The following is a 17,175-nucleotide window of genomic DNA, read 5'->3' as shown; positions in this document are numbered from 1 at the left end:
GCTGAAGCTGTTTCATTTTGCCAGCCGATAAGGTCAATCGGAACGCTACAGAGTGCGCACACGAAATGGGATATGTTGCACAGTGAAAAGCCCGGGTGACAGTTTGCTCTACGCCGCTACCCAATTGGGTTATCGACCTGATCACATCTTGTAGGTGGAGAGCAAAATGCTGGTCTCGGTGTTTTCGATGTGCGGTATCGAGCGGATGGTGTTCAGCGCCCGGTCGAAGGCTTCGAGGGTGTCGGCCCGCAGCTCGGCCATCAGGTCCCAGCGGCCATTGGTGGTGTGGATGGCCACGACATTGGGATGCCCGCGTAGCGCGTGCTTGACCTCCGCCGCGTGATGGCCACTGATGCCGATGCTGGTAATCGCCCGCACGCCCTGGTCCAGGGCATCAGACCTCAGGCGTATCGTATAACCGATGATTACCCCTTGTTCTTCAAGCTTGGTGATGCGGTTTTGCACCGTTGCCCGGGCGACCTTGAGCTTCTTCGCCAGGGTCAGGATGGGCGTGCGCGCATTATCACGCAATAGCGCGATCAGTTCCCGATCTACAGTGTCCATGGTGCCTGCCAAGTAATCAGATTGTTATTCTGGGGTAACAGATTGTCTAGAAAGTTGACGAAACTGGCAACCTGCTCTCTTCAATTTGACGCAACCTTTCATCAAAATTGTCGTGCTGGCAACCCCTCAACAATCGTAAGCGTTCACCCTGCGGCAACGGGTGAGAACGCCCACAATAAGGTGCAAGAGCATGACGTATTTCATTGATGTTCCAACCATGTCCGACTTGGTGCATGACATTGGCGTAGCGCCGTTCATGGGTGAACTGGCCGCCGCCCTGCGCGAAGACTTTAAACGCTGGCAGGACTTTGATAAGTCCGCACGCGTTGCCAGCCATTCGGACGTCGGCGTTATCGAATTGATGCCAGTCGCGGACACACATCGATATGCCTTCAAATACGTCAACGGGCACCCGGCCAACACTGCCAAAGACCTGCATACGGTCATGGCATTTGGCGTGCTGGCCGATGTGGCGACGGGGTACCCGGTGTTACTGTCGGAACTGACCATCGCCACTGCCCTGCGCACCGCCGCAACCTCGCTGATGGCCGCACAGGCACTGGCCCGGCCAAACTCGAAGAAAATGGCGCTGATCGGCAATGGCGCGCAAAGCGAATTCCAGGCGCTGGCCTTCCATAAGCACCTGGGGATCGAAGAAATCGTCGCCTACGACACCGACCCGCTGGCCACCGCCAAACTGATTGCCAACCTCAAGGAATACACGGGCCTGAGCATTCGCAAAGCCGGCTCGGTGGCAGAAGCGGTCAAAGGTGCCGACATCATCACCACCGTGACCGCCGACAAGGCCTACGCAACCATCATCACCCCCGAGATGCTCGAACCTGGCATGCACTTGAATGCGGTAGGCGGCGACTGCCCAGGCAAGACCGAACTGCATGCCGACGTACTGCGCAACGCGCGCGTGTTCGTCGAGTACGAACCGCAAACCCGCATCGAAGGTGACATCCAGCAGTTGCCCGGCGACTTCCCGGTCGTTGACTTGTGGCGTGTACTGCGCGGTGAAACCGAAGGCCGGCAAAGTGAAAGCCAGGTGACAGTGTTCGACTCAGTAGGCTTCGCGCTGGAAGATTACACTGTACTACGGTACGCACTACAGCAAGCCGAGAAGCGCGGCATGGGTTCGAAGATAGACCTGGTACCGTGGGTGGACGAAGACCCTAAAGACCTGTTCAGCCACACCCGCGGCCGCGCTGCAAAAAGCCGTATCCGACGCGTTGCATAACTCTCCTACTCTCGGTATTCCAGATGGCATTTCCAACGCGTTCCATTCAAGCACCTGCGGCCGTGGTCATGGTCAGGCCGCACGCCTTCACCCCCAACCCGGAAACAGCAGCAGACAATTCGTTCCAGAGCACCCACCCCGACATCACCGCCCAGGCCTTGGCCAATGTGGCGCGCGACGAGGTTACCCAGGCAGCAGGCAGGCTCGAAGCAGAGGGTGTGCGGGTGCACCTGTTCGATGACTTCGGCGAGCAGAACACGCCGGACTCAGTGTTCCCCAACAACTGGTTCTCGACCCACCCGGGCGGCCATGTCGCGATCTACTCGATGTACTCGCGCAACCGTCGGCGCGAGCGCCGCGCGGACGTCATCGAAATGCTCAAGCATGAGTACCGCGTGCAGGATGTGATCGACTATTCCGGCCTGGAGCAGGACGAGCTGTTTCTGGAGGGCACCGGGGCGATGGTGTTCGACCATCTGTCCAGGGTTGCCTATACCGCACGCTCCAACCGCGCCGACCCGATCGCCCTCGAGCGTTTCAGCACCCACTTCAACTTCGAGCCCATGGTGTTCGACACGGCAGACGAGCACGGCACGCCGATCTATCACACCAACGTGCTGATGTGCGTAGCCACCGAGTTTGCCCTGGTCGGCTTTGGCACGTTCACCAACCGCGCCCGCGCACTAGAGGTGCGCATGCGGCTGATCGAGTCGGGCCGGGATGTCATCGACCTGAGCAACCAGCAGATCAGCCAGTTTGCAGGTAACGCCATCGAGCTGTCGGGCAGCGATGGTCGGATTCTGGCGCTCTCGCGCAAAGCGTTCGACAGCCTTACCGGTGAGCAGCGTCAACGCATCGAGCGTTCGGCGCGGCTGGTGCCGCTGGATGTACCGACCATTGAAATGGCCGGCGGCTCGGTGCGCTGTATGATCGCCGGGATTCACCTGTCACCGAGGGGCGCGCGGGGGGCGGTTGACTGATCTGGGGTGTATTGCTGAGTTTTGAGGATCGTCTGGGAGGGTATTGGGGCTAGCGGTGCCTGCCTTGGTTTCTTCAGGGGGGCGGATATCGAGCGCCGCCCGCGCGGCGCTTCGCGGGGCAAGCCCGCTCCCACTGTCTAACTCCGGCAAGTGCTGTCAGTTACATTTCCACTGCCAGCCTTGGTGCATGCATGAGATTGAGGTGAAGCAAACAGCACCCGCCTCAATATCGAGTCGGGCACACAAGGCGGACAGTGAAGATGCCACAGGCATAATTGGCCGAAGGTAGACAGTGGGAGCGGGCTTGCCCCGCGAAGCGCCGCGCGGGCGGCGCTCGATCTCACAGGCGCTGAAAATGTTGTGGCGAACACCTATTACTGCACAACCCCACACGCCACGCGTGCACCGCCACCGCCCAGTTTTTCAGGGTGGTCGCTGTGGTTGTCGCCACCGGCATGCACCATCAGCGCATGGCCTTTGAAGTCCTCGGCCTTGAGGCGGGGCGCAAGCACGGGGTAGGTGGCCTTGCCGTCGGCACCGACGTACAACGCCGGCAGGTCGCCACGGTGGCCGCTGTCATCGAACGGGCCCTTGTGCGCCTGGGTCGAATCCGGGTCCCAGTGGCCGCCCGCGCCACCTGCAAGCACAGGTTTGCCGTTTTCCTCGGTAGGCGCGCACGACGCCTTCTGATGCAAGTGGAACCCGTGCACGCCAGGCGGCAGGTCCTTGAGATCAGGGGTCAACAGCGCGCCGTACTTGTTCTGTTCGATGCTGATGGTGCCTATCGACTTGCCTGGGCCGTCGGGGCCTGCCAGCTTGAGCTCCACCTTCTCGGCGGCCTGGGCGAGGCCGGCGCTGGCCAGCAATGCGATGAAAAGCGCTGCTTTCATGTTGTTTCTCCATGGCATGGGGAGGATGGGTGTCGTACCCGGATAACAAGTGGGACTGCATAACCTGTCAGATATTCCATTCGGCCACAGACTGAAACACTTCCTTTGCACGAGGCAGCAAGGGGCTCTAGATCCCGCCGCCAGCCAGCAACTGTGTCATCACCTCGGCCAATGCCTTGACCATCACGTCCGCCGTGGGCCGGTGCACGATGACGATCTCGTAGCTGTCGACCTCGGGCAGCCCTTGCTCGCCCCCCAGTACCTGGTGTTCACGCGTTGCCGCCCGAGGTGGCAGCAGGCTGATACCCATGCCATCGGCTACCGCAGCCTGGATGCCGCTGAGGCTGGAACTGGTGAAGCTGATACGCCAGCGCCGGCCCATGCCTTCGATGGCGGTGATCATGTCGTCGCGGTACAAACCGCGCGGCGGAAAGGTCACCAACGGAATCGGGTCGAGCTCGAAAGACGGCATGCGTGCACTGTCTATCCACTGCAGGCGCTCTGGCCAGCACGCCACCCCTTCGCGGCTGTTGCGCCGTTGTTTGAGCAGCACCAGGTCTAGCTCGCCATTGTCATAGGCCTGGCTGAGGTCGCGGCACAGCCCGCTGGTCACCTCCAGTTTGACCTGGGGGTGCAGGCGGCTGAACGCCGACAAGGCATTGGTGGTGCGCCCACCGACGAAGTCCTCGGGCACGCCCAGGCGCACTGTGACACCCACCATCGCCCCGGCCAACGCTTCGAGCATCTGGTCGTTCAAGGCCAGCATATGGCGGGCGTAGCCGAGCAAGGTCTGCCCGGCGTCGGTCGGCAGCACATCACGGTTGCCGCGCACCAGCAGACGGTGGCCGACCATTTCTTCGAGGCGCCGCACCTTCTGGCTGATGGTGGATTGGGTCGAATGCAGCCGCGCGGCGGCGGTGGTGAAACTGCCGCAATCGGCCACCACGACAATAGCGCGCAGCAGGTCGAGGTCGAACAGGGCTCTATTCGATTTCACGCTGATAGACATCTTGATATTCAACTTCTAAATGACAAGGGTGATTTCTACCACGCTACCTGATGCCCCGCAACGCGCGCCCTCAATCGCCGAGCGCCACGCCTTCGCGCCGCGGGTCGGCGCCGCCTGACCAACCGTTGGTATCGCGCTGGATGATCTGCATGCCACTGGTCATGGTCATGGGCGTGACCTCGTGCCCCCAGGCCGCCAGCTGGCGGATCAGCGCCGGGCTGGTCAACTGTGCTTCCACCTCGGTAGCGGCATTGCGGCTGCCGAAGTTGGGCAGGCTGCTGGCCTGCTGTGGGTCGAGCTGCCAGTCCAGCAAGCCGACCAGGGCCTTGTTCACGTAACCGATGATCTGCGACCCACCGGGCGAACCGAGGCTGGCCACCAGCTCCCCCGAGTTACGTGAAAACACCAGGGTCGGTGCCATGGCCGACAAGGGCCGCTTGCCCGGTTCGACCCTGTTCGCCACCGGCTTGCCATGCTCCTGCGGCAGGAAGGAAAAGTCGGTCAGGTGGTTGTTCAACAGGAAGCCCTTGACCATCAGGTGCGCGCCGAACGCGGCCTCCACCGACGTGGTCATCGCCAAGGCCTGCCCACTGTCGTCCACTGCAGAAAGATGCGAGGTGGAAATGCGCAGCGGCGAACGGTCAGGGGCCATGGCCAGGTCCGCGCCCTGCGGGGTGCCTGGGCGGGCGCGCTTCATGCTGTACTCGCCGATCAGCGCTGCTCGGCTGGCCAGATAGGTGGCGTCGATCAGGCCCTTGACCGGGACCGGCACGTAATCGCTGTCGGCCAGGTACTGAGCGCGGTCGGCATAGGCCAGGCGCTCGGCCTCGGCGATCAGGTGCACGGCCAGCGGCGATGCCTCCAGGCCTGCCGGGGACGCGTTCGCCAGCGGCCGCAATGCTGCCAGATCGCGTTGTGGCGTGGCGCGCTGCACGGCTTCAAGCACGCCCAGCGTCTGCAACACCGTTACCCCACCCGACGATGGCGGCGGCATGCCGCAGATACGCCAGGCCTTGTAGGGGCCGCACACCGGCTCGCGCTCTTTGGCGCGGTACTGCTCAAGGTCCTGCAACGACAGGTAACCGGCATTGGCATGGCTGCGCACCTTGGCCACGATGGCCCCGGCGATTTCACCGGTATAGAACGCTCGGGGACCGTGCGCGGCAATCTGCTCGAAGGTTTGCGCAAGCTCGGGGTTGCGCAACCTCGTGCCCACCGGCAGCGGCTTGCCCTTTTCATCCAGGAAGTAGCGGGCCATGGAGGGTGAACGGCGAATATACGGGTCGCCCGCCACCAGGGTGTGAAGGCGTTCGGAAACCGGGAAACCGTTACGTGCCAGCGCAATGGCCGGGGCAAAGAGTTGCTGCCAAGGCAGCTTGCCGTGCTGCTCGTGAGCCAGTTTTAGCGCGCGCAGTACCCCGGGTACACCCACTGAGCGCCCGCCGATCTGCGCCGTCTTGAACGGCATCGGCGAACCATCGGCTTGCAAAAACAGTTTTTCCGTTACCTGCGCCGGGGCAGTCTCTCGGCCGTCGAAAGCCTGCACGCGCTTGCCGTCCCAGTACAGGATAAAAGCCCCACCACCGATGCCGCTGGATTGCGGCTCGACCAGGGTCAGCACCATTTGCATGGCGATGGCCGCGTCGATGGCGCTGCCGCCGGCACGCAGCATCGCCCGCCCCGCTTCGGTGGCCAGCGGGTTGGCGGCGGCGGCCATATGCCGGTTGGCGTGCACCGGCTGCAGGCCAGTGCGATAGCCGGACGCCAGCTCGGGTGGTGCGGGCATCACCTGGTCGGCACAGGCCCACCCACTCGCGACCGCCAGGCACAGCGCGCTCATCAGCGGTGTAGAGAACTTCATCGTTTTGCTTCCTGCCTTGTCTATTCAGCAGACCACTGTCGGTCATGCGCAAACTTAACTTCAAGACCTGGTGTGATTTTTCTAGGATGCAGACAGGTCACCAAGGAGCCCATCCCATGCGTATACCACTCGCAACCATGCTGTTCGCCCTGTTCACCAGCCTTGCCGCCCACGCCGAGAACACCACCATGGACAACCACCTGCACAACGCTGCCAGTCACGATGACGTGCGCACCTTGCAACAGTTGCTGACACAAGGTGCCCGACTGGAAAGCCGTGATGAGCAAGGGCGCACTGCCCTGATGGTGGCCACTCACGGCAACCAGGTTGCGGCGGCCCAAGCGCTGATCGAGGCCGGTGCCGACGTGAACGCCAAGGACAATATTGATGACAGCCCTTATCTGTATGCCGGCGCCCGGGGCCTGAACGACATCCTGCGGCTGACCCTGAGCCACGGTGCCGACCTCCGGAGCACCAACCGATACGGGGGAACTGCGTTGATCCCTGCGGCGGAGCGTGGGCACGTCGAGACCGTGCAGATGCTGATAGACGCCGGGGTGGACGTGAACCACCTGAACCGGCTGCACTGGACCGCGCTTATGGAGGCAGTGATCCTGGGGGATGGCGGGCCGCGGCATGTAGAGATTGTGCGCCGGCTGCTGGCTGCGGGGGCGGATCGGCAGATTGCCGACAAGGACGGGGTTACCGCGCTGGAGCATGCGCGCCAGCGGGGATACCGGGAGATGGAGGCGCTACTGACTCGCTAATTTCGAGGCAGGCACAATTCGTTTGCGCAATGGCAGGTCAGACTACTGCTTCGTACGGCAGCCCCACATAGTTCTCGGCAATGTTCAGCAGCCCCGCCGGGGAGTTCAGGAAGTACTCGCGGTCTGCCTCCTGCATCTTCTGGTCCCAGGTATCCTTGTGGCTGCCGAAGTCATGCAGCAGCTGGGTCATGAACCAGCTGAAACGCTCGCCCTTCCATACCCGGCGCAGGGCCAGCGGCGAATATTGCAGAAGCAGGTCGGTACGCCCTTCGCCGTACACCTTGACCAGGATGCGGTAGAGGTAGTTGACGTCCGAAGCTGCCAGGTTCAAACCTTTGGCGCCGGTGGGTGGGACGATGTGCGCAGCGTCACCGACCAGGAACAGGTGGCCGTACTGCATCGGTTCGACCACCAGGCTACGCAGCGGCGCGATGCTTTTTTCCAGGGCTGGGCCAGTGACCAGGTCAGCCGCAACCTCGGCGGGCAAACGGGCCTTGAGTTCGTCCCAGAAACGCTCGTCGGACCAGGCTTCGACCTTATCGTCCAGCGGCACTTGCAGGTAATAGCGGCTGCGCGTCTGCGAGCGTTGGCTGCACAGCGCGAAACCCCGCTCGTGGTGGGCATAGATCAGTTCGTGATTGACCGGGGGCGTATCGGACAACAAGCCAAGCCAGCCAAATGGATAGACCCGCTCGTACTGCTTGAGCACGCCCTCGGGAATGCTCTGCCGGGAAACCCCGTGGAAACCATCGCAACCGGCGATGTAGTCACACTCCAGGCGGTGGGCCTGGCCGTCCTTCTCGAACGTCAGGTACGGCCGCTCGCCTTTGAGCTCATGCGGCTGCACATTGTTCGCCGCGTAGATGATCGGCGCCCCACTGGCTTCACGCGCCTGCATCAGGTCACGGGTGACCTCGGTCTGGCCGTAGACCATCACTGTCTTGCCGCCGGTCAGGGCCTTGAGGTCCAACCGCTGGCGACGCCCGCCGACCAGCAGTTCGACACCTTCATGCACCAGGCCTTCACGGTCCATGCGCGCCGATACACCGGCCTCACGCAACAGGTCGACAGTGCCTTGCTCAAGCACCCCGGCACGGATGCGCCCAAGCACGTATTCAGGGGTCTGGCGTTCGACGATGACGGTCTCGATACCGGCATTGTGCAGCAATTGGCCGAGCAGCAGGCCAGACGGACCTGCACCGATAATTGCAACCTGAGTTTTCATTGTTGTTGTCTCTAGTCGGGCGATGCCGGCCTGGACTGGCAGTGGCCGGGCATCTGCTGTTAGGGTTTGCACCTGCATTTTTACGGGCAACGCCAGCCGTTTAAGTGTGCTATTCCATGCAAAACCTGCACTTTTACAAAAAACGTTCGATTAACGGACAGGCATCCCCGCATGAAATCCACCCTCCCCGGCATTCCGTTGTTCCAGCTGTATGGCGAAAACCAGGCGTGGCCCGGCACCGACCTGCTGCACTGCGAGTCGATCCCGGCACGCAGCCGCCTGCACCACTGGGAAATCAAACCGCACCAGCACGCCGAGCTGTTCCAGCTGTTGTATGTGCAACGTGGCCAGGCCGAGGTGGAGATCGAAGGTGTTCGCCGCGCGATCAGCCAAGCCTCGATCCAGGTAGTACCGCCATTGACCGTGCACGGCTTTCGCTTCAGTGCCGACATCCAAGGGCATGTGCTGACCTTCGGCACCGCGCTGGTGGCGGGCCTTGAGCAGCAACTGGGCGCGCCGCTGGGCATGCTTGCCGCGCCGGCGTGCTATGCGCTGGGCAAGGACCGCCAGCGCTTGCGCAGCCTGATCGACACCTTGCAGCAGGAGTACCAGGGCAATGCCCCGGCCCGGGCGACGATGCTGCAGGCGCTGGTCACAGCATTGATGGTGTGGATCAGCCGCCAGCAGCAACTGGGGCAGACGCCACGCAACCGTGACGAACGTGACCGGCAATTGCTCGGGCAATACCTGCGCCTGGTCGAGGCCCATTACCGCGAGCACCTGTCCGTGGAAGATTTTGCTGCGCGGCTGAACGTCTCGAGCCTGCAGCTGAACCAGCTGTGCCGCGCTTTGAGCGGGCAGACCGCCTTGCAGGTGGTGCATCAGCGCCTGCTGCTGGAGGCGCGCCGCAACCTCCTCTATACCCGCATGAGCATCGGGCAGTTGTCGGATACCCTGGGGTTTACCGACCCGACTTACTTTGCGCGGTTTTTCAAGCGACTAAGTGGGCAGACACCCAATGCGTATCGGCGCACAGGCGTGCCAGATTAGAAACCCTCACACGCCTTCAAGCCCTGCTTGACGTATACGTCAACCTGCATTCAGGATACCTGCATACTCCACGCCGAGCCCCAGCATGAGCCTTCAGACCTACAGCATCTCCGACCTGTCCCGCGAGCTGGACATCACCACCCGCGCCATCCGCTTCTACGAGGAACAGGGCTTGCTGAGCCCCGAGCGGCGCGGCCTGGAACGCATCTATTCGGCACGTGACAAGGTCAGCCTGAAACTCATCCTGCGCGGCAAGCGCATCGGCTTTTCCCTCGCCGAATGCCGCGAGCTGATCGAGCTGTACGACCCCACCAGCGGCAATCTCAAGCAGCTCAATAGCATGCTGGTGAAAATCGCCGAACGACGCGCCCAGCTGGAACAGCAGATGCTCGACATCCACCAGATGCAACTCGAACTCGACACCGCCCAGGAGCGCTGTGAACAAGCCCTCGCCGCGACCTTGAACAATAAAGACAACCGTTGACCCGCCACAGGAAACCCGCCATGCCCTTGCCCAAAGAAGTCCGTCTGGTCGAAGTCGGCCCCCGCGACGGCCTGCAAAACGAAGCCCAACCCATCAGCGTCGCCGACAAGGTACGCCTGGTGGACGACCTCACCGAGGCGGGCCTGGCCTACATCGAAGTCGGCAGTTTTGTCTCGCCCAAGTGGGTACCGCAGATGGCCGGTTCCGCCGAAGTCTTCGCCGCAATCCAGCAAAAGCCCGGTGTCACCTACGCAGCCCTGGCCCCCAACCTGCGGGGTTTCGAAGATGCCTTGGCGGCAGGGGTAAAGGAGGTGGCGGTGTTCGCCGCAGCGTCCGAGGCCTTCTCGCAGCGCAACATCAACTGTTCGATCAGCGACAGCCTCAAACGCTTCGAGCCGATCATGGAAGCCGCGCGCAACCACGGCGTGCGCGTGCGTGGCTATGTCTCCTGCGTGCTGGGCTGCCCCTATGAAGGCACGGTCAGCGCCGAACAGGTTGCCCCGGTCGCTCGAGCCCTGCATGAAATGGGCTGCTATGAGGTGTCGCTGGGTGACACCATCGGTACCGGTACCGCCGGTGATACCCGTCGGCTGTTCGACATCGTCTCGGCCCAGGTGCCCCGCCAGCAGCTGGCCGGGCACTTCCACGACACCTACGGCCAGGCCTTGGCCAATGTGTATGCCAGCCTGCTTGAAGGCATCAGCGTGTTTGACAGCTCGGTAGCGGGCTTGGGGGGGTGCCCCTATGCCAAAGGCGCCACCGGCAATATCGCCACCGAAGACGTGCTGTACCTGCTCCAGGGGCTGGGCATCGAGACCGGCATCGACCTGGACCGCCTGATTGCTGCGGGGCAACGCATCAGCCAGGTGCTTGGCCGGGCCAACGGCTCGCGGGTGGCGCGGGCACGCAGCGCGCAGTAAGTCATACGGGTGTCACATGAATGTGGGTGGAGTGTTACCTCCCCCACGTTTCACAGCAAAAAATCGGGTAACAGGGAAACAAATCGACAAAATTTCAGGCTCGGTGTTTTTCCGTAAACGCTTAAGTGATTGATTTTAAAGGGTTTGCAAAAGTTGGCACGGGCCCTGCTATATCTTTGGTACAAGAACAAGAAAAACGACACACCCAATAAAAACAACAGGTAACGGCTCTGACATAACAAGAACAACACGGCAGAGGCGTAGCAAGCAGATTTTTTTGGAGTAGGCACGCTTTTCAGGGGTACGCCCCGCGGTCTGACACAGAACAATAAAACTACCTCAAGGTAGCAGCAGTCAGCACCGGACCAGTCATGGTGAAAGCAGGTCAGCGCTCAAAAAAATACGTTTGCTCTTGACCCCGCATGGGGGTCGCTCGCAACACAAAGACAGGCTTACAAAAACAACAAAAGGCCAGTCTTCAATAATAAAAAAGAGCAGGCAACATCACTTTGAGGGGAGCTTAGGCTCCCCTCAGTGCTTCCTGCCCTCCTCCTCTTCCTCCTGCTTCGCCTCATCCACATTCTCGACCTTCTCCACCAGCAAAGGCATCGTGCCCAGCACCAGCAAGGCCAGCACCGTGCTGATCAATGCCGTGGCCTCACGCCCCATGCCGGCAGCCGTGCCGATGGCGGCGGTCATCCACAACCCGGCAGCGGTAGTCAGCCCTTTCACATGGCTGGTGTCCTGGCCGTTACCCTTGAGAATGGTCCCCGCGCCCAGAAAGCCGATACCGGCGACAATGCCCTGGATCACCCGGCTCAGCGCCTGCTCGTCAGCGCCGGCCATGCTCGGTGACAACACAAACAGTGCAGCGCCAAGCGAGACCAGCATGTGCGTGCGCACGCCGGCAGACTTGCCTTTGTGCTCGCGCTCGAAACCCAGTACCGCACCGAGCAGCGCGGCCATCAGCAGGCGCACGAGGACCTGGGTCACTTCGCGCTCGTCGGTGATGTCGGCGAACTCGGCTTGTATGGCCTGCCAGATGGGGTGCCACCAGGGGTTCATAGTGATGCTCCTCGACCGGGCTCGGCGTGCGGCCCTTCTGAGGGTTGACCCGCTGCGCGCTGACAAGTGCGATGCCGCCCGCCCGGCGGAACGATGCAGCAACCTGCCATGTGCTGCGGTCACAACCTGTAACCGCCACCAAGAGGATGTTCCCATGCCGGTTGAAATCGACGAAAGCACCCGCCGCTGCACCCTCATCGGCGACGATGTGCATCTGGAAGGCGATGGCCCAGCCATCGAAATCATCACCGACGAACAGCTGCGCATGTCGGTGGCGCTGCTCGCCGGGCAACGCGTACCAATCACCGAGGCAGAGGCCGATGCCCTGACCGTGGCGGGTGCGGTGGATAGCCGCAGGCATCTGAAGACAAGCGTTCCAGGCTCGGTAATATGAGGCCTGGCGGCCTTCAGCTGCGCATCTGATACGGTTTTTATCGCGAAACCTGAGCCTGTGCTGATAACAGCTCGGGGGCCATAGTGCTCATGCCTGATCGAGGCCTGATGAGCACCGAGCCATGAACGATAGAATTCAATTTACCGAGATTGCCGCGCCCGTAGTCACCGCCGCCAAACGCCATGTCGACAGCGGCATTCACACCCGCAGTTTCACCGGGCTGTACCGCAACCTGCGCATCGGCTTCGCCGGGCTGTTGTTTCTCCTGTTTTTCGGCACCGTCTGGCTCGACTGGAACGGCCGCCAGGCCGTGCTGTGGGACTTGAGCAGCAGCAAGTTCCATATCTTTGGCGCCACCTTCTGGCCGCAGGACTTCATCCTGCTGTCGGCGCTGTTGATCATCTGCGCCTTCGGCCTGTTCGCCATCACTGTCTACGCCGGCCGTGTGTGGTGCGGTTACAGTTGCCCGCAAAGCACCTGGACCTGGCTGTTCATGTGGTGTGAAAAGATCAGCGAAGGCGACCGCAACCAACGCATCAAGCTCGCCGCAGCCCCTTGGGGCCTGGAGAAGCTGGCCCGCCGCTCACTGAAGCACGGGTTGTGGCTGGCCATCGGCCTGCTCACCGGCCTGACCTTCGTTGGCTACTTCACCCCGATCAAGCCCCTGGCGGCGGAGCTGTTCACCCTGCAACTGGGCGGCGTCGCGCTGTTCTGGGTGCTGTTCTTCACCGCCGCCACCTACATCAATGCCGGTCTGTTGCGCGAAGCGGTCTGCCTGCACATGTGCCCATATGCCCGTTTTCAGAGCGTGATGTTCGACAAAGACACCCTGGCGGTAGCCTACGACCCGCGTCGGGGCGAAACCCGTGGCCCGCGCAAGAAAAGCAGCAACGCCCAAGCCCAAGGCCTGGGCGACTGCATCGACTGCACGATGTGCGTGCAAGTCTGCCCCACCGGCATCGATATCCGCGACGGCCTGCAAATGGCCTGTATCGGTTGCGCGGCCTGCATCGATGCCTGCGACGGGGTCATGGACAAGATGGGTTACGCCCGCGGCCTGATCGGTTACAAGTCCGAACACAGCCTGCAGGGCGGCACCACCCACTGGCTGCGGCCTCGCCTGCTGGGCTATGCCGCCGCGCTGGTGGTGATGGTCGGCGCACTGGTGCTTGCCTTGCAGTGGCGCCCGATGGTGTCGCTGGACGTGATCAAGGACCGTGGCCTGTTCCGCGAAAACGCCCTGGGCCAGATCGAGAACATCTACCTGCTCAAAGTCATCAACAAGACCGAAAGCACCCAGCGCTATCACCTGCGGTTGCTGGACGCCGACGGCTTCACCCTGCAGGGCAAGACCGAGTTCATCATCCCGGCCGGCGAAATGAGCGAACTGCCTGTCTCGGTGGCGATGCTCGCCGAGCGTCCCGCCAGCAGCTCGCAGACCTTGAGTTTCGAGGTGCAGGACAGCGACGAACCTGCTGTACGCAGTGTTGCCCAAAGCCGCTTCGTCGCGCCGATGAACCGCTGATCCCTTAAACTGTTTGTCTACCTTGCCTGCCAGGCTTCGACAGAAGGCCAGAATGAAACGCTACGAACGATTCGCCGACGACATTGCCGAACTGATCCGCTCGGGTGTGCTGGGCCCCGGCCAGCGCGTACCCTCGGTACGCTATGCCAGCCAGACTCACGGGGTCAGCCCGTCCACGGTGTTCCAGGCCTATTACCTGCTTGAGCGGCGCGGGCTGATCCGCGCACGGCCGCGCTCGGGGTATTTCGTCAACGCCCATGCACCGCGCCAGTTCAGTGAGCCGCAGGCGTTGCAACCGGTCAGCGAGTCCACCGATGTCGACGTCAGCGCGTTGGTCTTCTCCATCCTCGACTCGATCAAGGACCCCAACACCGTGCCGTTCGGCTCGGCGTTCCCAAGCCCCGAACTGTTCCCGCTGCAGCGCTTGTCGCGCTCGCTGGCCAGCGCCAGCCGCGCAATGGACCCGCGCATGGTGGTCACCGACCTGTCCCCTGGCAACCCCCAGTTGCGCCGGCAGATCGCCCTGCGCTACATGGTCGGCGGGCTCATGCTGCCGATGGAAGAGCTGCTGATCACCAACGGCGCTCTCGAAGCCCTCAACCTGTGCCTGCAGGCCGTGACCGAACCCGGCGACCTGGTGGCGATCGAAGCACCGGCCTTCTATGCCTGCCTGCAGGTGCTGGAACGGCTGAAACTCAAAGCGGTGGAAATCCCCGTTCACCCGCGCGAGGGCATGGACCTGAGCGTGCTGGCGCAGACCCTGGAGAAGCACCCGGTCAAGGCCGTATGGTGCATGACCAACTTCCAGAACCCGGTGGGTGCGAGCATGCCGGAGGCCAAGAAGCAGGCGCTGGTCGAGCTGCTGGCACGCCACCAGGTGCCGCTGATTGAAGACGACGTCTATGCCGAACTGTATTACGCGCAACAGGCGCCCAAGCCAGCCAAGGCCTTCGATACGCAGGGCTTGGTGATGCACTGCGGTTCGTTCGCCAAGAGCCTGGCGCCCGGCTACCGGATCGGTTGGGTGGCCGCCGGGCGCTTCGCCCAGAAGATCGAACGGCTCAAGCTGATGACCTCGCTGTGCGCCTCGATGCCCGCCCAGGCAGCCATCGCCGACTACCTGCAGCACGGTGGCTATGACCGCCACCTGCGCAAGCTGCGTTACGCCCTGGAAGGCCAGCAAGCCAACATGCTCGCAGCCATTTCCCGGTACTTTCCGGCACAGACGCGGGTCAGCCAGCCCTCCGGCGGCTACTTCCTGTGGCTCGAACTGCCAGAGCAGATGGACGCACTGAAGCTGTTCCACATGGCCTTGGCCCAAGGCATCAGCGTTGCGCCCGGGCCGATCTTCTCGCCAACGCGACGCTTCGGCAATTGCATCCGCCTGAATTACGGTAGCCCCTGGCATGACGGTGCCGAACGGGCGATGGAGACCCTGGGGCGCATCATTCGTTCATTTTGATGGCTGGGGGCATTGAGACACGACTATAGTTTGTGCGAATTGTTCAACGGATCGAACAGCATGCCGCCAGTCACTCAACCCTCCTACCAGCAGCTGCAGGCACGTGTCGCAGAGTTGGAAGCTCTGCTGACCGAGCGCGAGGACATCGCGCAGGCCAACAACAAACTGCTCGGTCAACTGGTCGACAGCAGCCTGGCCAACGTGTTTGCGGCCGACCGAAAGATGCGCCTGGTGGCAATCAACCGCACTGCCCGCGAAACCTTCCAGCGTTTGCGCGGTTTTGTGCCACAGATCGGCGACTACATTCCGCAGTTCCTTGCCAACCAACCGGACATCATGGGCCGGTTGGCCCCGGTATGGCCGCGCCTGCTGGCCGGCGAAGCATTCATCGATACCATCTCCCTCGGGCCACCTGACGACCTGCGCCACTACGTAATCCGCTACAACCCGCTGCGCGATGAGCAGCAGCGCATTCAGGGTGGCTACATGTTCGCCTATGACATCACCGAACGGGTTGCCGAGCAGGAGCGCCTGCGCCAAACCGAAGAAGCCCTGCGCCAATCGCAGAAAATGGAAGCGGTCGGCCAGTTGACCGGCGGCATTGCCCATGACTTCAACAACCTGCTGGGGAGCATGCTTGGCGCACTGGAGCTGGCCGAGCAACGCCTGGGCCAACAGCGCTACTTCGACACTGCCAGGATGCTCGACGTCGGCAAGCACAATGCATTGCGCGCGGCGTCGCTGGTGCAACGCCTGCTGGCATTTTCGCGCCAGCAGACACTGTTGGCGCAACCGGTCGACGTGCAGTTGCTGGTGGCTGACATGAACGACCTGATCCGTAGCTCGATTGATTCGCACATCGACTTCCAGGACCTGACCCAGGCAGGACTGTGGTCGATCTGCATCGACCCTCAGCAGCTGGAAAATGCCCTGCTCAACCTGTGCATCAACGCCCGCGACGCCATGCCGCTGGGCGGCACATTGCGCATTGGTTGCGAAAACGCCGAACTCGACAAAGACCAGGCGAGCAGCATGGACCTGCCGTCGGGGCAGTTCTTGCATATCCGCGTGGACGACACCGGCATAGGCATGAGCAAGGACATTATGCAGCGTGCGCTTGATCCCTTCTTCACCACCAAGCCCATGGGCCAGGGTACTGGCCTTGGGTTGTCGATGGTCTACGGCTTTGTGCGCCAGTCGGGCGGCCAGTTACGCATCGACAGTACGCCGGGCCAAGGCACCACCGTTCACCTGTATCTGCCTCGGGACGAAAGTATCACGCCCCCAGCACCCTGTGTGGCACCCGAAGAGATCCTCGAAAAGCCGCAACACAGGCCTTATCGGATCATGCTGGTTGAAGATCAGGCGACCATGCGCCTGGTGCTCAGCGAAGTGCTGCAAGAACTGGGGCACGAGGTCCAGGTTTGCGAGGACGGCCTTAGCGCCTTCAATGCATTGCGGGAGGGGCCGTTGCCGGACTTGCTGATCACCGATGTCGGCCTGCCCGGCGGCATCGATGGGCAGCAACTCGCCGGGGCCTACCGAAGCCTTGCCAGTGAGGCGCCGGTGATACTGATCACCGGTTATGACATCACCAGCAGCGTGGCCAGCAGTCTGCCTGCCGGCCCCACCGAAGTGCTTTGCAAGCCGTTCGAGCTCAAGGCACTTGCGCAGCGCATCGATCGCCTGCTGGGCGTTAACGCGTATTTGCGTTGAGCGGCTTTTCGCCCTCGCCG

The 17,175-nt window shown here is 62.2% G+C and carries 16 protein-coding genes; 10 read left to right on the top strand and 6 right to left on the bottom strand.

Annotated elements, in window-relative coordinates; translation table 11 throughout:
- Positions 1-141 precede the first annotated feature (141 nt).
- Entirely contained in the window at positions 142-564 is a 423-nt protein-coding gene (locus LJX93_RS11825) for an Lrp/AsnC family transcriptional regulator (protein ID WP_033697484.1), read from the bottom strand.
- Positions 565-754: 190 nt separating this feature from the next.
- On the opposite strand from LJX93_RS11825, the gene LJX93_RS11820 reads away from it, so the two are divergent.
- Both LJX93_RS11820 and ctlX read left to right on the top strand, forming a co-directional pair.
- On the top strand, positions 755-1,807 hold the full coding sequence (locus LJX93_RS11820) for an ornithine cyclodeaminase (protein WP_227697218.1): 1,053 nt from the start codon (positions 755-757) through the stop codon (positions 1,805-1,807).
- Positions 1,808-1,830: 23 nt separating this feature from the next.
- Positions 1,831-2,787, top strand: a complete 957-nt coding sequence (gene ctlX, locus LJX93_RS11815) for a citrulline utilization hydrolase CtlX (protein WP_052040690.1) — start codon at positions 1,831-1,833, stop codon at positions 2,785-2,787.
- Positions 2,788-3,161: 374 nt separating this feature from the next.
- On the opposite strand, the gene sodC is transcribed toward ctlX, so the two are convergent.
- The 3 genes from sodC to ggt form a co-directional block, all read right to left on the bottom strand.
- Positions 3,162-3,677 (bottom strand): superoxide dismutase family protein, encoded by a 516-nt coding sequence (gene sodC / locus LJX93_RS11810; RefSeq protein WP_227697217.1) that lies wholly within the window; start codon positions 3,675-3,677, stop codon positions 3,162-3,164.
- A 127-nt stretch (positions 3,678-3,804) separates the two neighbouring features.
- Positions 3,805-4,686: a LysR substrate-binding domain-containing protein gene (locus LJX93_RS11805; protein ID WP_033697476.1), complete on the bottom strand. Its 882-nt coding sequence runs from the start codon at positions 4,684-4,686 to the stop codon at positions 3,805-3,807.
- A gap of 70 nt (positions 4,687-4,756) precedes the next feature.
- Positions 4,757-6,547: a gamma-glutamyltransferase gene (gene ggt / locus LJX93_RS11800; protein WP_033697473.1), complete on the bottom strand. Its 1,791-nt coding sequence runs from the start codon at positions 6,545-6,547 to the stop codon at positions 4,757-4,759.
- 116 nt (positions 6,548-6,663) lie between these two features.
- On the opposite strand from ggt, the gene LJX93_RS11795 reads away from it, so the two are divergent.
- Positions 6,664-7,314, top strand: a complete 651-nt coding sequence (locus tag LJX93_RS11795) for an ankyrin repeat domain-containing protein (protein ID WP_265106054.1) — start codon at positions 6,664-6,666, stop codon at positions 7,312-7,314.
- 37 nt (positions 7,315-7,351) lie between these two features.
- Here the strand turns inward: LJX93_RS11795 and pobA are convergent, their stop codons facing one another.
- A complete protein-coding gene (gene pobA, locus LJX93_RS11790; protein ID WP_227697216.1) occupies positions 7,352-8,539 on the bottom strand; it encodes a 4-hydroxybenzoate 3-monooxygenase in 1,188 nt (395 codons plus the stop codon).
- A gap of 171 nt (positions 8,540-8,710) precedes the next feature.
- On the opposite strand from pobA, the gene LJX93_RS11785 reads away from it, so the two are divergent.
- From LJX93_RS11785 to LJX93_RS11775, 3 genes are all read left to right on the top strand, one after another.
- On the top strand, positions 8,711-9,589 hold the full coding sequence (locus LJX93_RS11785; RefSeq protein WP_033697466.1) for a helix-turn-helix domain-containing protein: 879 nt from the start codon (positions 8,711-8,713) through the stop codon (positions 9,587-9,589).
- Between the two features lie 85 nt (positions 9,590-9,674).
- On the top strand, positions 9,675-10,073 hold the full coding sequence (locus tag LJX93_RS11780) for a MerR family transcriptional regulator (RefSeq protein WP_027593543.1): 399 nt from the start codon (positions 9,675-9,677) through the stop codon (positions 10,071-10,073).
- Between the two features lie 20 nt (positions 10,074-10,093).
- Positions 10,094-10,993 carry a hydroxymethylglutaryl-CoA lyase gene (locus tag LJX93_RS11775; RefSeq protein ID WP_033697465.1) on the top strand — a complete coding sequence of 300 codons (900 nt, stop codon included), beginning with the start codon at positions 10,094-10,096 and terminating at the stop codon, positions 10,991-10,993.
- 531 nt (positions 10,994-11,524) lie between these two features.
- On the opposite strand, the gene LJX93_RS11770 is transcribed toward LJX93_RS11775, so the two are convergent.
- A complete protein-coding gene (locus LJX93_RS11770) occupies positions 11,525-12,058 on the bottom strand; it encodes an MgtC/SapB family protein (protein WP_033697463.1) in 534 nt (177 codons plus the stop codon).
- A gap of 154 nt (positions 12,059-12,212) precedes the next feature.
- On the opposite strand from LJX93_RS11770, the gene LJX93_RS11765 reads away from it, so the two are divergent.
- From LJX93_RS11765 to LJX93_RS11750, 4 genes are all read left to right on the top strand, one after another.
- Entirely contained in the window at positions 12,213-12,452 is a 240-nt protein-coding gene (locus tag LJX93_RS11765) for a DUF3203 family protein (protein WP_033697462.1), read from the top strand.
- A gap of 121 nt (positions 12,453-12,573) precedes the next feature.
- Positions 12,574-13,977, top strand: coding sequence for a cytochrome c oxidase accessory protein CcoG (gene ccoG / locus LJX93_RS11760; protein ID WP_033697461.1), 1,404 nt, complete (start codon positions 12,574-12,576; stop codon positions 13,975-13,977).
- A gap of 52 nt (positions 13,978-14,029) precedes the next feature.
- A complete protein-coding gene (gene mapR, locus LJX93_RS11755) occupies positions 14,030-15,439 on the top strand; it encodes a GntR family transcriptional regulator MpaR (RefSeq protein WP_033697460.1) in 1,410 nt (469 codons plus the stop codon).
- Positions 15,440-15,499: 60 nt separating this feature from the next.
- Positions 15,500-17,155, top strand: coding sequence for a PAS domain-containing sensor histidine kinase (locus LJX93_RS11750; RefSeq protein ID WP_033697459.1), 1,656 nt, complete (start codon positions 15,500-15,502; stop codon positions 17,153-17,155).
- The last annotated feature ends 20 nt before the right edge of the window (positions 17,156-17,175 follow it).

This window comes from Pseudomonas sp. HN2-3 (assembly GCF_020691745.1).
Lineage (GTDB): Bacteria > Pseudomonadota > Gammaproteobacteria > Pseudomonadales > Pseudomonadaceae > Aquipseudomonas > Aquipseudomonas capeferrum.
The sequence above is the reverse complement of the archived record's forward strand: the minus strand, read 5'-3'. Positions and strand labels throughout refer to the sequence as shown.

Bases quoted from the DNA above. Each gene is read 5' to 3' on its own strand.
- LJX93_RS11825 (WP_033697484.1), bottom strand. From the start codon at position 564: ATGGACACTGTAGATCGGGAACTGATCGCGCTATTGCGTGATAATGCG.
- LJX93_RS11820 (WP_227697218.1), top strand. From the start codon at position 755: ATGACGTATTTCATTGATGTTCCAACCATGTCCGACTTGGTGCATGAC.
- ctlX (WP_052040690.1), top strand. From the start codon at position 1,831: ATGGCATTTCCAACGCGTTCCATTCAAGCACCTGCGGCCGTGGTCATG.
- sodC (WP_227697217.1), bottom strand. From the start codon at position 3,677: ATGAAAGCAGCGCTTTTCATCGCATTGCTGGCCAGCGCCGGCCTCGCC.
- LJX93_RS11805 (WP_033697476.1), bottom strand. From the start codon at position 4,686: ATGTCTATCAGCGTGAAATCGAATAGAGCCCTGTTCGACCTCGACCTG.
- ggt (WP_033697473.1), bottom strand. From the start codon at position 6,547: ATGAAGTTCTCTACACCGCTGATGAGCGCGCTGTGCCTGGCGGTCGCG.
- LJX93_RS11795 (WP_265106054.1), top strand. From the start codon at position 6,664: ATGCGTATACCACTCGCAACCATGCTGTTCGCCCTGTTCACCAGCCTT.
- pobA (WP_227697216.1), bottom strand. From the start codon at position 8,539: ATGAAAACTCAGGTTGCAATTATCGGTGCAGGTCCGTCTGGCCTGCTG.
- LJX93_RS11785 (WP_033697466.1), top strand. From the start codon at position 8,711: ATGAAATCCACCCTCCCCGGCATTCCGTTGTTCCAGCTGTATGGCGAA.
- LJX93_RS11780 (WP_027593543.1), top strand. From the start codon at position 9,675: ATGAGCCTTCAGACCTACAGCATCTCCGACCTGTCCCGCGAGCTGGAC.
- LJX93_RS11775 (WP_033697465.1), top strand. From the start codon at position 10,094: ATGCCCTTGCCCAAAGAAGTCCGTCTGGTCGAAGTCGGCCCCCGCGAC.
- LJX93_RS11770 (WP_033697463.1), bottom strand. From the start codon at position 12,058: ATGAACCCCTGGTGGCACCCCATCTGGCAGGCCATACAAGCCGAGTTC.
- LJX93_RS11765 (WP_033697462.1), top strand. From the start codon at position 12,213: ATGCCGGTTGAAATCGACGAAAGCACCCGCCGCTGCACCCTCATCGGC.
- ccoG (WP_033697461.1), top strand. From the start codon at position 12,574: ATGAACGATAGAATTCAATTTACCGAGATTGCCGCGCCCGTAGTCACC.
- mapR (WP_033697460.1), top strand. From the start codon at position 14,030: ATGAAACGCTACGAACGATTCGCCGACGACATTGCCGAACTGATCCGC.
- LJX93_RS11750 (WP_033697459.1), top strand. From the start codon at position 15,500: ATGCCGCCAGTCACTCAACCCTCCTACCAGCAGCTGCAGGCACGTGTC.